13 protein-coding genes, 1 tRNA gene and 1 riboswitch are annotated in these 12,999 nt (G+C 63.8%); of the genes, 2 read left to right on the forward strand and 12 right to left on the reverse strand.

What is annotated here, in order from left to right:
- Nucleotides 1-75 precede the first annotated feature (75 nt).
- The 7 genes from ptsP to JS531_RS00795 all read right to left on the reverse strand — a co-directional run bounded on the left by ptsP (nt 76) and on the right by JS531_RS00795 (nt 6,625).
- Nucleotides 76-1,701 (reverse strand): phosphoenolpyruvate--protein phosphotransferase, encoded by a 1,626-nt coding sequence (gene ptsP, locus JS531_RS00765; protein ID WP_214311246.1) that lies wholly within the window; start codon nt 1,699-1,701, stop codon nt 76-78.
- Entirely contained in the window at nt 1,701-1,961 is a 261-nt protein-coding gene (locus tag JS531_RS00770) for an HPr family phosphocarrier protein (protein WP_214311248.1), read from the reverse strand. Before JS531_RS00770 ends, ptsP begins: the two co-directional genes overlap by 1 nt.
- Before the next feature lie 29 nt (nt 1,962-1,990).
- Complete coding sequence (locus tag JS531_RS00775) at nt 1,991-3,427, reverse strand: 6-phospho-beta-glucosidase (RefSeq protein WP_214311250.1); 1,437 nt, start codon at nt 3,425-3,427, stop codon at nt 1,991-1,993.
- A gap of 31 nt (nt 3,428-3,458) precedes the next feature.
- Nucleotides 3,459-3,785: a PTS lactose/cellobiose transporter subunit IIA gene (locus JS531_RS00780; protein WP_033889656.1), complete on the reverse strand. Its 327-nt coding sequence runs from the start codon at nt 3,783-3,785 to the stop codon at nt 3,459-3,461.
- Nucleotides 3,786-3,844: 59 nt separating this feature from the next.
- Nucleotides 3,845-4,144 carry a PTS sugar transporter subunit IIB gene (locus tag JS531_RS00785; RefSeq protein WP_033889655.1) on the reverse strand — a complete coding sequence of 100 codons (300 nt, stop codon included), beginning with the start codon at nt 4,142-4,144 and terminating at the stop codon, nt 3,845-3,847.
- A 169-nt stretch (nt 4,145-4,313) separates the two neighbouring features.
- Complete coding sequence (locus JS531_RS00790) at nt 4,314-5,675, reverse strand: PTS sugar transporter subunit IIC (protein WP_163197497.1); 1,362 nt, start codon at nt 5,673-5,675, stop codon at nt 4,314-4,316.
- A 251-nt stretch (nt 5,676-5,926) separates the two neighbouring features.
- Nucleotides 5,927-6,625 (reverse strand): GntR family transcriptional regulator, encoded by a 699-nt coding sequence (locus JS531_RS00795; protein WP_214311252.1) that lies wholly within the window; start codon nt 6,623-6,625, stop codon nt 5,927-5,929.
- Between the two features lie 199 nt (nt 6,626-6,824).
- Here JS531_RS00795 and JS531_RS00800 point away from each other — a divergent pair, with 199 nt between their 5' ends.
- On the forward strand, nt 6,825-7,640 hold the full coding sequence (locus tag JS531_RS00800; RefSeq protein WP_214311254.1) for an HAD family hydrolase: 816 nt from the start codon (nt 6,825-6,827) through the stop codon (nt 7,638-7,640).
- 237 nt (nt 7,641-7,877) lie between these two features.
- Here the strand turns inward: JS531_RS00800 and JS531_RS00805 are convergent.
- From JS531_RS00805 to eno, 5 genes are all read right to left on the reverse strand, one after another.
- A tRNA-Leu gene (locus JS531_RS00805) sits at nt 7,878-7,957 on the reverse strand.
- A gap of 28 nt (nt 7,958-7,985) precedes the next feature.
- Nucleotides 7,986-9,008, reverse strand: a complete 1,023-nt coding sequence (locus tag JS531_RS00810; RefSeq protein ID WP_214311256.1) for a Ppx/GppA phosphatase family protein — start codon at nt 9,006-9,008, stop codon at nt 7,986-7,988.
- A gap of 76 nt (nt 9,009-9,084) precedes the next feature.
- The gene (locus JS531_RS00815; protein ID WP_214311257.1) at nt 9,085-9,639 is read right to left on the reverse strand and encodes a DUF501 domain-containing protein; all 555 of its coding nucleotides are present in this window, start codon (nt 9,637-9,639) and stop codon (nt 9,085-9,087) included.
- Complete coding sequence (locus tag JS531_RS00820; protein ID WP_214311259.1) at nt 9,636-10,211, reverse strand: septum formation initiator family protein; 576 nt, start codon at nt 10,209-10,211, stop codon at nt 9,636-9,638. Before JS531_RS00820 ends, JS531_RS00815 begins: the two co-directional genes overlap by 4 nt.
- A 103-nt stretch (nt 10,212-10,314) precedes the next feature.
- Entirely contained in the window at nt 10,315-11,613 is a 1,299-nt protein-coding gene (gene eno / locus JS531_RS00825) for a phosphopyruvate hydratase (protein WP_214311266.1), read from the reverse strand.
- A gap of 267 nt (nt 11,614-11,880) precedes the next feature.
- Nucleotides 11,881-12,030: riboswitch (TPP riboswitch) on the forward strand.
- Between eno and JS531_RS00830 the strand changes: the two genes are divergently transcribed.
- Complete coding sequence (locus JS531_RS00830; protein ID WP_240541967.1) at nt 12,020-12,928, forward strand: ABC transporter permease; 909 nt, start codon at nt 12,020-12,022, stop codon at nt 12,926-12,928. Its footprint overlaps the riboswitch before it by 11 nt.
- Nucleotides 12,929-12,999 lie beyond the last annotated feature (71 nt).

A 12,999-nucleotide genomic window follows, 5' to 3' on the forward strand; every position in this document is an offset into this window, starting at 1 on the left:
ACGCGGGGCGGCGGCACATAGTCCGTCCGTCCCGCGTTCCTTTGGCGGCCCTAATATGCTGACCAGTATTGATGCTCAGTGGTTGCGGATGGCGTTGCGCAGGGGTAGAACGCTGGTGGGCGAGACGGACAGTTCGTCGAGTCCGATTTCGAGGAACGTGTCGGTCAGTTCCAGGTCCGCGCCAAGTTCGCCGCAGATGCCGCACCAGATGTCATGGCGATGCGCGGCCTCGGTGGCCATGCGGATCATGCGCAGCACGGCGGGCGAGTGCGGGTCGGCGAACCGTCCGAGGTTCGGGTTCTGCCGGTCGCAGGCCAGCGTGTACTGGGTCAGGTCATTGGTACCGATGGAGAAGAAGTCGACCTCGGCGGCCAGTTCGTCGGCCATGATGACCGAGGCGGGCGTCTCGATCATGATGCCGACCTGAATGTGCTCGTTGAAGTCGACGTGCTCGCCGCGCAGCTCGCTCTTGACCTCGGCGAGGATCTTCTTGGCGTCGCGCACTTCTTGGACCGAGGTGATCATGGGCAACATGATGGCGATGTTGCCGTACACGGAGGCTCGCAGCAGGGCGCGCAGCTGGACCTTGAAGATCTCCGGACGGGTCAGGCAGATGCGGATTGCGCGGTAGCCGAGGGCCGGGTTGTCTTCGTGCTCCAGGTTGAAATAGCCGACCTGCTTGTCCGCGCCGATGTCGAGCGTGCGGATGACGACGAGCCGGTCGCCCATCTTCTGCGCGACTTCCCGGTACGCCTCGAACTGGAACTCCTCGGTCGGGTAGTCCTCGCTCTCCAGATACAGGAACTCGCTGCGGAACAGGCCGATGCCCTCGGCGTCGTTGGCCAATACGGCGGTCACGTCCGAGGGGCGGCCGATGTTGGCGTACAGGCGAACCCGCTGGCCGGACTTGGTTTCGGTGGGCTTGCCCTTGAGTTCCTGCAGGAGGCGCAGGTGTTCCTCGTACTTGGCTTTCTTGTCTCGGTATTCGGTCAGCGTGGCTTCGTCCGGGTCGATGAACACCAGGCCGCTGGTACCGTCAATCACGGCGGTGTGGCCGTCGTCGTCCGGGTCGAAGGCGTCGCCGATGCCGATGATGGCGGGCAGACCCATCGTGCGGGCCAGAATCGCGGTGTGCGAGTTCGCGGAGCCCTTGGCGGTCACGAAGCCCAAAACCTTGGCACGGTCGAGCTGCACGGTCTCGCTGGGGGCCAGGTCCTCGGCGATGATGATGTGGCTATCGCCGTCTGTGTCTGCCGCGGTGCCGCCGCGACGTCCTTCGAGCACGTTGATCACGCGGCGGGAAACATCCTTGACGTCGGCGGCGCGCGCCTGCATGTAGGAGTTGTCCATCGCGGCGAACATGGCGGCGAACTGTTCGGCGGTGCTGTTGACCGCGAACTCGGCGTTCACCTTGCTTGATGTGATCAGGTCCTCGATGCTTTCCACGTAGTCCGGGTCCTGGAGCATGAGCTGGTGGGTGTCGAACAGTTCGGCCTTGCCTTCGCCGAATTCGGCGGCGGTCCTGTTGCGCAGCTGCTTGAGCTGGTTGACGGCCGTGTCGCGGGCCGCGCGGAAGCGTTCCACTTCGACCTTCGGGTCGTCGACCACGCGGCGTTCCACGGTGTGGTCGACGGTGTCGAGCACGCGGATCGCGCCGATGGCGATGCCGGAGGAGACGCCGGTGCCTTGTATCGTTCTCATCACAGGTTCGCCTTGAGGAACCGCTCGAATTCGGCGGCGGCCTTGACCTCGTCGTTGCCCTGCACCTTGACGGTGACCTCGTCGCCCTGCTTGACGCCGAGTCCCATGACGCCGAAGATGCGCTTGGCGTCCACGGACTTGCCGTTACGGGCGACGATGATGCTCGACTGGTATTCCTGGGCCTTGGCGACCAGCAAGCCTGCGGGGCGGGCGTGCATGCCCTCGGGGTCGGATACGGTAAACGTGAATTCCTGAGACATGATGATGCTCCTTATACGTTTTATGCGTTTTATAGTTGTTCGCCGTTGGTGGCGATGACCTTCTGGTACCAGCCGAAGGATTTCTTGCGGCGGCGTTCGAAGGTGCCATGGCCTTCGTCGTCGGCGTCGACGTAGATCAATCCGTAGCGTTTCTTGAATTCGCCGGTGCCGAAGCTGACCACGTCGATGCAGCCCCACACGGTGTAGCCCATGACCTCCACGCCGTCGAGGTCGATGGCCTTGCCGACCTGTTCGATGTGGGCGCGCAGGTAGTCGATGCGGTCGTCGTCGTCGATGGTGCCATCCGGGTTGACGGTGTCGTATGCGCCATAGCCGTTCTCCACGATGAAGATCGGCTTGCGGTAGCGTTCGTACAGGACGCTCAGCGCGTAGCGCAGGCCGACGGGGTCGATCTGCCAGCCCCATTTGGTGGCGGGGATGTACGTGTTGCGCACCACGCCGGCGATGCCGGAGTCGAAGTCGCCGGGGGTGGAGTCGTCGGCGGACAGGGCCATCGACATGTAATAGCTGATGGAGATGAAGTCGACCGTGCCTTCGGCGATGGCCTTCTCGTCTCCCGGCTCCATGTGAGGGGTGATGTCCTCGCGGGCCCACATGTTCCTTGCGTAGTTCGGGTATTCGCCGTTGACGTACACGTCGCCGAACACGAGCCGGTCGCGCATGGCGACTTCGGCGCGCATCACGTCATCGGGGTTGCAGGTGGCCGGGTAGATCGGCACGATGGCCAGCATGCATCCGATCCGGAAGTCGGGGTTGATCTCGTGGCCGCGCTTGACGACCAAGGCGCTGGCGACGAACTCGTTGTGCACGGCCTGCCAGACCTTGCGTTTGCGGTCATGGATTGTGTCCGTCTCGGAAAAGCGGATGCCGGAATCGGTGTAGGCGAAGATCGGGTTGTCGAGGTTCATCTGGTTGTTGACCTCGTTGAAGGTCAGCCAGTACTTCACCTTGTTCTTGTAGCGTTCCATGACGGTGAGCGCGAACTTGACGAACAGGTCGATGAGCCTGCGATCAGTGAACCCGCCGTATTTAAGGCTCAGGTTCAACGGCATCTCGAAGTGGGAGAGCGTCACTACTGGCTCCATGCCCTTGGCCTTGAGGTCGTCGAACAGGTCGTCGTAGAACCTCAGACCCGCCTCGTTGGGTTCGTCCTCCTCGCCGTTAGGGAAGATGCGCGACCAGGCGATGGAGGTTCGGAAGCATTTGAAGCCCATCTCCTGGAACAACGAGTCGTCGCCGCGGAAGCGGTGGTAGTAGTCGTTGCCCCAGTGGTTCGGGTAGATCTTGCCGGTCTCGACGCTATCGGTGATTTGTCGGGGCACGCCGTGCGCGCCCGCGGTCATCACGTCGGCGATGGACACGCCCTTGCCGTCTTCGTTCCATGCACCTTCGAGCTGGTGGGCGGCCACTGCGCCGCCCCACAGAAAGTTGCTTGGGAAACCCATGTTGTGTTCCTTTTCCTGATAGTCGTATGGGTCAGTTGATCTTCTTGTACAACGCGATGAGCTCGTTGACCAGCAGTTTGACGGTCTCCGCGGCCATCATCTGGTCCTCGACGTGCGTCATGAGCAGGCTGACCTCGATCTTCTCGCCGGATGCCTCGCGCTGCACGAGGTTGGTGTGCAGGTCGTGGCCGGTCGCGAAGCTCTGGTCGCCGCTCTTGATGAGCTCATCGGCCTTGTCGTATTTGCCGGCCTTGGCCGCCTGCAATGCTTCGATGTAGTCGGATTTGGCGCTTCCCGCGGCCGTGATCATCTGGAAGCAGAGGGTCTCCCAGTCGAAGTCCTTGTTGTCTTCTGCCATTGTTACCACCCTTGGTTCGTTCGTTCGTTTGGTTGTGTTGTCTGTCTGTTTGGTGTCGGTTACTTGGAGGCGATGGCAATGGCGTGGTCGAGCACCTTGTCGCCGCGCACCATGCCGTAGTCCTGCGGGTTGATGGCCTCGACCGGCTTGCCGGGCAGTAGCTTCTTGACGTGGTCGAGCTCGTAGCGTACCTGCGGGCCGAGCAGCACGGCGTCGGCGTTCGCGGCCTTCTCCTCGACCTCGGAGATCGGGTAGGCGTCAATCTCGGCCTCGATGCCTTTGGCCTCGGCGGCGGCGCGCATCTTCTTGACCAGCATGCTGGTGGACATTCCGGCGTTGCAGCACAGTACGATCTTCATGGTGTTTTCCTTTCAGTGGGCCCCATACCGATCGTGGGGCGGTTGGTTGTTATGGGTGTTATTTAAGTGTTGATAAGGAGGGAGCCCGGCAAGGGTGGTTGCTCGTACCGGGCTCCCATGTCATCCGATCATTGCCGATCGGAAGAGTCGGGCCGTTCGGTGCGGCGGCTCAGGCCTTGGCCGCGGCGGCGGCAGTCTCGATGTCGGCGTCGTTGGCGGCCTGTTCGGCGACCCACGCCTGGTCCTGCTTCTTGACGAACGGCAGGTAGACGACCACGGAGATCACGAGGATGATGAGCTGGATGAGCGCGGCCTTCCAGCCGCCCAGCAGGAAGCCGGAGATGATCACCGGGGTGGTCCACGGCACCTGGACGGCACCGAACGGGGGCAGGAAGCCGATATACATCGCGCCGTAGGTGATGATCATGGCGATCAGCGGGACGACGATGAACGGGATCAGGAAGAACGGGTTGAACACGATCGGCAGGCCGAAGATGACCGGCTCGTTGATGTTGAACAGGCCGGGCACGACGGACAGCTTCGACATTTCCTTCATCTGGCTGGACTTGGCCACGATCAGGCCGGCGATGAGCAGGCCGAGGGTGATGCCGGTGCCGCCGAACTTGACGAAGCAGTCGACGATCTGCGGGGTGAGGATGTGGCCGCCGTCGGCGGTGGTCACGGCCTTGCCGGCATCCATGAGGGCCTGGTTGGCCACGGAGTTGGCGGTCAGCAGCGGGGCCATGATGCCCATGACGACGTTCGGGCCGTGGATGCCGCACCAGAAGAGGATGGAGATGAGCAGGGTGATGATGATCGCGCCGGCCCAGTTGTCGGTGAGATTCTGCATCGGGGTCTGCAGGATCTTGAAGATGAGTTCGGTGAAGCTCACGCCGCCGAACAGCTGACACAGATGATAGATGACGGCGGAGCCGAGCACCACGAAGAAGCCGGGGATCATGGCGGAGAACGCGTTGGACACGCCTTCAGGCACGGAGTCGGGCAGTTTGATCTTGAGGTTGTGCTTCATGCACTTGACGAACACCAGGCCGGACAGCAGGCCGACGATGATGGCGGTGATCACGCCGTTGCCGCCGGTCCATGAGGTGGAGATCGCGCCGGACACGGAGGCGGTGGTGCCCTCCTTGATCGCGTCGACGGTGCTGTGGTCGATGCTCACCGAGGACGGCGAGAGGATGAAGAAGGCGACCAAGGCCAGCAGACCGGAGGAGATGCCGTCTTCCTTCTCGTTGCGCGCGTAGGCGTAGCCGATGCCGACCGCGATGATGACGGCCAGGATATTGAATGTTCCGGCGGACACCTGGTTCAGGCCGATGTTCCATTTGTCGGTGAGCAGGTTGTTCATGAAGTCCGTGTAGCCCTCGAACGGCAGGTTCGCGAGCAGCAGGAACAGCGAACCCACCAGGGTGGCCGGCATCGTGAGCACGAAGCCGTCCTTCAGAGCGGTAACCGCCTTGGTCGTCGCGAATTTCATGAAGCCGTTGAGCAGTTTGTTGCCGAACTCCTTCATTCTCGTCCTCCTTTGGACTGGTTGATGTCCCCGGGCCGGCATCCTTGTTGCCGGCCCGATTTCTCTTGTTCAGTATCAAGTCATTCGAATGAATAGGCATAATCCGAATGACTTGACTACAATATACGAATTTCATTCGTCTGTGTCAAATTCATTCGAATGATTTTTGGATACGGCGTGTCGCCTCCCCGAGGGAATACCGTGAAGCGGCGTCTCCCCCACCGGCGACGCCGTCTCACGCATATAGGGGACTACTTCAGATCGGCGAAATTAAAAAACGTGGCCTTCTTATAGTGGTAGTAGACCGTGCCGGCGTTGAACATGCGGCCGCTGGCCAGATAGGCGTCGTCCTCGACCACCAGGGCGGGATCCCCCGCCGACAGGCCAAGAAGGTCGGCCCGACCATGATCCAGCTCTCGCGCGTATATCAGCTTGTCCGCGAAGCCCGTACTCAGCCCCAGGTCCTCGCGAATGTACGCGTAAATGGAGCCACTGGCGATCTCCTCGCTGAGATACGGCACGAACTCCTTGAGATACAGGGCGTACTCGATGGCGAACGGTTCGTCATCCAACAGACGCAGGCGCGAGACGCTATAGACCTTGGCGTCGACGGCGCACTTGAGGCGCGCGGAATCCGCGCCCGCCTCGCGCTGTTCCAGCTTAATCAGCTTGGAGGACACGGAATGGCCGGGAAACTCCGAAGTCATGCCTCTCGTGCCGTTGATGTTGAGGCAGCCCTCACGCCTGTTCTCCCGGACGAACATGCCGCTGCCCTGCACCGGATACACATCACCAAGCTCGACCAACATGGCAATGGCGTTACGCACGCAGTACCGGGTCGCGCCGAACCGCTCCATGAGCTCGGGCTCGGTGGGCAGCTTTCCCGTGTCGCGGTATTTGCCCTTGTCGATCTCCACCTTGAGAATCTTCGCCAGTTCACGGTATTTCATGCACCCTCCAAAATCACATCATTCAGCCGTGCCACATCGCCGCAGCACATATAATCCATATTATCGCATGACTCATATTCATTCGAATTACAGACACATCCAGCACCCACAATTGCATGATTCATTCGAATGAATTATTCTTAGGAACACCAACTACAGTTCAGACGCTGATGTCGACATTCCATAGGAGAGTACGCGCATGAGAAATCCCACGCTAGTGTTCATAGACATCGACGGCACGCTGCTGGACAGCAGCCACCGCATTCCCGATTCCGCACGAGAGGAGTGCCGCCGAGCGCAACAGGCCGGGCACCGGCTGTTCATCTGTTCGGGCCGTGCGGCGCTGGACATCGATCCGCCGGTGCTCGCACTTGGGTTCGACGGCATCGTATCCGACGGCGGAGCATGTGCCGAACTCAACGGTGAGACCATCATCGACGAGCGCATGCCCGCTGAATCCGTCCGCGCGGCGACCTCGTTCTTCATCGCGCACTCCATGCCGTATGCCTGGCACTGCCCCGACGGCATGCACGCCACCGAACGCTACCTGCACCGGCTCGGTATCTGGCGCAAACTGCTGCGACATCCGCAGATGCGCAGCTCCTGGCATACCATCACCGACCATTCTGCCCCTCTGCCTCCAGTCCGCAAAGGAACGTTCTACGTCCCCGAGAACGGCAGTCTTACCGTGGAAGACGTGCGTCGCGAGCTCGCTGGCTACGCGACCATTATCCACGGATCAATCAACGCTTCCAGCGACGACAACGGCGAGATCCTCATCCCCGGAGTGGACAAGGGCACGGCGCTCATGAAGGTCTCTCAACGGCTTGGAGTTCCACTGTCCGACACGATCGCCATCGGCGACAGTGACAATGACCTTGAGATGATACAGACTGCCGGCATCGGCGTGGCGATGGGCAACGGCACCGAGGCCGTCAAATCAGTCGCCGACATGATTGCGCCAAACGTCGACAACAACGGTCTCGCGGCGGTACTGCACCGGCTGCTCCGTTAACATGCCACCCCGCTTCAGGAGAGAATGCTCCAGGTGGGGCTGTTCGATATACTCTCCTTCATCGGCGTGGGAACGCGGCCCCGAGCCATGCGCTCCGTCTTCGCTTCCTGCGCCGTGTCCCGTGCCGCTCCCGGGCCGCCACCCAACAGCCGCATGATTCCAACGCAATCGCAACATCGCCTATCGTCGAAAATACAAAACCCGGCCCACGATATTTCGTGAAGCCGGGTGATGAAGTGCCCCCGGCGGGACTCGAACCCGCACGCCTTGGCGATCGATTTTAAGTCGACTGCGTCTACCGATTCCGCCACGGGGGCCTGCCGGTCGCCCGGCCGTCCCATTGTACTATGCGCGGGACTCCGCGCCGGCCCGCGCAGCGAGCAGGCGCCGGCCGTAGTCGAGGACGATGCCGTCGAGCAGTCCGTGCTCGCTGGCCACGTACGAGTCGATGACGCCGCCGTGGGTGCGTTTCGCCGCTTCGCTCACCTTGGCGAGCACACGGTTCCAGACGAGCGCGCCGCCGCCGACCACGTCGATGCGGCCCGGATGGATGGTCTTGTAGGCGCGGCGCTCCTCGCGCGTCATGGCGAGGAACCGGTCGTCGACGGCGACGGCCTCGGCGATGGACAGCCGGTGGCCGTCGACGACGGTGTGGTCGTATTCGGTCAGGCCGAGGGCGAGGGCGGTCATGGTGGTGACGGTGCCGGACACGCCGATGATGGTGCGCGTCCTGCCGGCGGGCACGGTGCGGAACGCCTCGTCGATGTGCGCGTCGATGTCCGCGACGGCCTCGGCGATCTCCTCCTCGGTGGGCGGGTCGTGCCTGAGGTGGCGTTCGGTCATGCGCACGGAGCCGATGTTCATGGAGTATGCGGCCGTCACCTTGGTGGCGGGCGTGTCCACGCCGTCGCCGCCGAGCACGAGTTCGGTGGAGCCGCCGCCGAGGTCCACCACGAGGTAGGGGGCGGGCAGGCTGCCGCGGTCCACCACGCTGGTGGCGCCGAGGAAGCTCAGGTCGGCCTCCTCGGTGCCGGGGATGACTTCGGGCCGGACGCCGAGGATGCGTTCGATGCCGTCCTCGAACTCCTCGCGGTTCTCCGCGTCGCGCGTGGCGGACGTGGCGACGAACCGGATGCCGTCGACGGGATGCTCGGCGAGGATGCCGGCGAATTCGCGCGCGGCCTCGTAGGCGCGGTCGAGCGCCTCCGACGCGAACCGGTGGGTCTTGTCGACGTCCTGGCCGAGCCGGATGACACGCAGCTGGCGCGGCACGATCTCGGTCATGCCGTGTTCGTCGACGCGTGCGATCTTGAGTCGGATCGAGTTGGTGCCGCAGTCCACGCCCGCGACGGTCACCGTGTTGCCCATGATGTTGGCTCCTTGTCTGGTTTCCCTGCCTGTCGGACGGTCTCCGTCCGCGGCCCCTGCACCGTTCCGGCGCGTCCTACGCCACGGTGCACCGGCATACGGCCGGATCGAATTCGTCCTTGACGCGTTCGAGGACCATGTCGCCGATGGGGTTGGCGCCCGGTCCCATCACCAGCGACTGGGCGATGAGCGCGTGCAGGCATTTGACGCGTACGGGCATGCCTCCGGCGGAGGTGCCTTCGATGTGCTCCTCGGAGTCCTTGACGCGGACCGCGATCTCATGGCGGAACGCGAGGTAGAGCTCGTGGGCGCGCCTGTACGCGGTCTTGACGTCCTCGTCGTGTTCGACGAGTTCGGTGTAGTCGCGCATGGCGCCTTCGGCCTCCACGTGGGACGCGGCCTTGACCGCCTCCGGGCTGGTGAGGTAGCAGGTGGTGGGGAACGGGACGCCGCCGGGCAGGACGGGGCGCGTGACGACGGCGAGGGGCCTGCCGCACACGCAGCGTGCGCCCACGGCGAGGATGCCGCGCGGGTATCGTCCCAGCTGCCGTTCGACGATGGCGATGTCCTCCTCGCTCGCCGGTTGCGCGAGGATGCGTTCCGCCAGTGCTGCGGGGTCGATGGTGGTCACTGCTGTCCTTCCTTGTCGGTGCCGTCGGACTCCGAGGCGCTGCCTGCGGTGCCGTCCTGCTGCGTGGTGCCCTTCTTCGTCGTGGTGCCGCCGGAGCCCGTCTTGACGGGCTGGTCGGCCTTCTTGAAGGCGTACGAAAGCTCACTGTACCAAGGCAGCTGGTTGGACGTGTCGTCGTTCTGCGAGTCCTGCGCGTCCTGCGTCTCGGCGCCGTCGGCGTCGCCGGTGACGGCCTGCGGGTTGAGCACGTGGACGGATTGCTCGCCGGGGAACACGAATCCGAGACGTTCGCGCGCCTGCGCGGCCACGTAGTTCTTGTCGTCCCAGCGGGAGATGTCGTTCTCGAGGTCCTGCTTCTTGGCGACGAGCGCCGCCTCCTCGCGTTTGAGGCTGTTGAGGTGGGCGAGGTCGGTGGCGTAGGTGTTGAACGTGGAGACGAGTTGGATAAGCCCGACGGCCACGATGAACAGGGAGATGAAGAACGCGATGGGTCCGGAGGTGCCGGAGCGTCTGCGCCTCTTCGTGCTCGACGATCGGTCTTCCGTCCGCGTACCCCGGTTCCGTGTGCTCATGGGACAACAAAATACCCGCCGCGTTCGACGGAACGCGGCGGGTATCGGAATCGTCAGGCCGGCCGGCCGGCGCAGGGTCCGGACGGTCTACGGCCTAGCGGACTCACTTGCCGATGTACTTCTTGCAGGCCTTGAAGGCGCTGTAGCCGGCGTACTTCGCGGTGGAGCCGAGCTCCTCCTCGATCTCGAGCAGGCGGTTGTACTTGGCGACGCGCTCGCCACGGGCCGGGGCACCGGTCTTGATCTGGCGGGTGTTCTTGGCGACGGCCAGGTCGGAGATGGTGGTGTCCGGGGTTTCGCCGGAGCGGTGGGAGACCATGGAGGTGTAGCCGTTGGCGGTGGCCAGCTCAATGGCGTCGAGGGTCTCGGTGACGGTGCCGATCTGGTTGAGCTTGACCAGCAGGGAGTTGGCGGCGCCGAGCTCGATGGCCTTGGCCAGGCGGGCCGGGTTGGTCACGAGCAGATCGTCGCCGACGAACTGCAGGCGGTCGCCCAGCAGCTTGGTGATGGCGGTCCAGTCTTCCCAGCCCTCCTCGTTGAACGGATCCTCGATGGAGACGATCGGGTACTCCTCGATGAGCTGCTCGTAGAAGTCGAGCATGTACTGGGAGTCACGCTCGTCGCCCTCGAAGTGGTACTTGCCGGTCTCCTTGTTGTAGAACTCGGAGGAGGCGACGTCGAGAGAGATGCCGATCTGCTTGCCCGGCTCGTAGCCGGCGGCGGAGATGGCGTCCATGATGTAGTTCAGGGAGTCCTTGTTGGACTTCATCTTCGGAGCGAAGCCGCCCTCGTCGCCGAGGCCGGTGTTCAGGCCTTCCTTCTTCAGGACGTTCTTGAGGGTGTGGTAGACCTCGACGCCGGCCTGCAGGGCCTCGGAGTAGGTGTCGAAGCCGTACGGGGAGATCATGTACTCCTGGATGTCGGTGGCGAAGTCCGCGTGGGCGCCGCCGTTCATGATGTTCATGTTCGGAACCGGCAGGATGTGGCCGTTGGTGCCGCCGATGTAGCGGTACAGCGGCTCGTCGGCGGACTCGGCGGCGGCGTACAGGGCGGCCAGGGAGACGCCCAGGATGGCGTTGGCGCCGAGGCGGCCCTTGTTCGGGGTGCCGTCGAGCTCGATCATCAGGTCGTCGAGGGCGCGCTGGTCGGAAGCGTCCATGCCGATGACCTTCGGGGCGATCTCCTCGTTGACGGCCTTGACCGCGTTGAGGACGCCCTTGCCGCCGTAGACGGACTTGTCGCCGTCACGACGCTCCCAGGCCTCGGCCTCGCCGGTGGAGGCGCCGGACGGGACCAGGCCCAGACCACGGGCGCCGTCTTCGGTGTCCAGAACGACCTGGACGGTCGGGTTGCCGCGGGAATCGAGAATCTGACGCGCGTACACGCTTTCAATTACTGCCACAACTACTCCTTCAAACGTTGGGTTGTGATGACGTTGTCAAGGATAGTGTGATTGATGGACTACACGCAAGACCGTCCGCACGCGTGTTGTGAGCGCTCACAATCGTTGTATGTGAACGGAAGGCGACCTGTGGGACACCCAGCGTACACCCGCCGTCCACCCTTCGGTCCGCGGCTGCCGCGGACGGACCGCGTCCCGCGGGACGAGGGCGTTCCGGCGCGCGTCCGGGCGGACGGCGCGACGTTGTCCAACATGTGAGTTCCAATGGTGGACGACACGGGGTGCCCGGGCCGAACGCCTCAAACATGCTGGACCGCCGCGCGGAAGTGACGCGAAAGCGGGTCGGCTGGGCTGAGATCATACTCGTCGAACCTGATGTAGTTAGCACTAACGAAGGAAATGTCAGATGCACGATTCGTCCGTGCGTCCGTCAGACCATCGGTCGCCGACCATCCATCAGCACACCATCCGGGGCGAAGCCATGCCCGCTTCCATCCCGGGGACGGCGTCCGCCGAGGCGGGGTTCGCGAGCCAGCGGACCCGGCGCCCGGGCGGAGCGGCGCGCGTGCTGAGGGGTTGCGGCGTCTGGGCCTCGACGGCCGCCCTCTGCATATGGTGGTATTGCGCCACCCTCTCCCCCGCGGACACGCGGCCGTTGCCGTCGCCGGCGGAGGTCGCCGCCGCGTGGAACGACCTCGCGGCCGAGGGGCTGCTGTGGCCGTCGATCGGCATGAGCCTGGTGCGCGTGCTCCTCGGACTGGCGCTGGGCATCGCGCTGGCCGTGCCGGCCGCGGTGCTCACCGGCGCGACGAGGCTCGGCTTCGCCGTCATCGACAAGCCGGTGCACATGCTGCGCGCCATCCCGTTCCCCGCGCTCTCGCCGCTGCTGATCATCTGGCTCGGCATCGACGAGACGATGAAGGTGGCGCTCATCGCCGTTGGCGTGTTCGGCCTCATCTACGTGAACCTGCGCGACGGCATCCGCGGCCTCGACCCGAAGCTGCTCGAACTGGCCCGCGCCTATCATCTGCCGCGCGCGCTCGTCTTCCGCCGCATCCTGTTCCACGGCGCCCTGCCGAGCTTCATGACGGGCCTCAGATTCGCGATCACCGTGGCGTGGATCGCGCTCGTCACCTGCGAGACGGTGAACTCCACCGTCGGCATCGGCTACATCCTCTCACGCGCCCAGCAGTTCTCCCGCACCGACCAGATGGTGCTGTGCATCGTGCTGTACGCGCTGCTCGGCCTCGGCTCCGAGGCGCTCGTCGGCGCGCTGGAGAAGGCGCTGACGCCATGGAGGCGCCGCACGGCCTGACGCACGTCCGGCACGTCAGACGGAACCGCCTCCGCACAATCGCAAGCAAGAAGAAGGAAAAGAAGGACCAT

Source organism: Bifidobacterium sp. CP2 (assembly GCF_018555635.1).
Taxonomy (GTDB): Bacteria; Actinomycetota; Actinomycetes; order Actinomycetales; family Bifidobacteriaceae; genus Bifidobacterium; species Bifidobacterium saguinibicoloris.

Bases quoted from the DNA above. Each gene is read 5' to 3' on its own strand.
- JS531_RS00780 (WP_033889656.1), bottom strand. From the start codon at position 3,785: ATGGCAGAAGACAACAAGGACTTCGACTGGGAGACCCTCTGCTTCCAG.
- JS531_RS00810 (WP_214311256.1), bottom strand. From the start codon at position 9,008: ATGGGCAACACGGTGACCGTCGCGGGCGTGGACTGCGGCACCAACTCG.
- JS531_RS00800 (WP_214311254.1), top strand. From the start codon at position 6,825: ATGAGAAATCCCACGCTAGTGTTCATAGACATCGACGGCACGCTGCTG.
- JS531_RS00820 (WP_214311259.1), bottom strand. From the start codon at position 10,211: ATGAGCACACGGAACCGGGGTACGCGGACGGAAGACCGATCGTCGAGC.
- ptsP (WP_214311246.1), bottom strand. From the start codon at position 1,701: ATGAGAACGATACAAGGCACCGGCGTCTCCTCCGGCATCGCCATCGGC.
- JS531_RS00795 (WP_214311252.1), bottom strand. From the start codon at position 6,625: ATGAAATACCGTGAACTGGCGAAGATTCTCAAGGTGGAGATCGACAAG.
- JS531_RS00775 (WP_214311250.1), bottom strand. From the start codon at position 3,427: ATGGGTTTCCCAAGCAACTTTCTGTGGGGCGGCGCAGTGGCCGCCCAC.
- JS531_RS00785 (WP_033889655.1), bottom strand. From the start codon at position 4,144: ATGAAGATCGTACTGTGCTGCAACGCCGGAATGTCCACCAGCATGCTG.
- JS531_RS00790 (WP_163197497.1), bottom strand. From the start codon at position 5,675: ATGAAGGAGTTCGGCAACAAACTGCTCAACGGCTTCATGAAATTCGCG.
- JS531_RS00830 (WP_240541967.1), top strand. From the start codon at position 12,020: ATGCACGATTCGTCCGTGCGTCCGTCAGACCATCGGTCGCCGACCATC.
- JS531_RS00770 (WP_214311248.1), bottom strand. From the start codon at position 1,961: ATGTCTCAGGAATTCACGTTTACCGTATCCGACCCCGAGGGCATGCAC.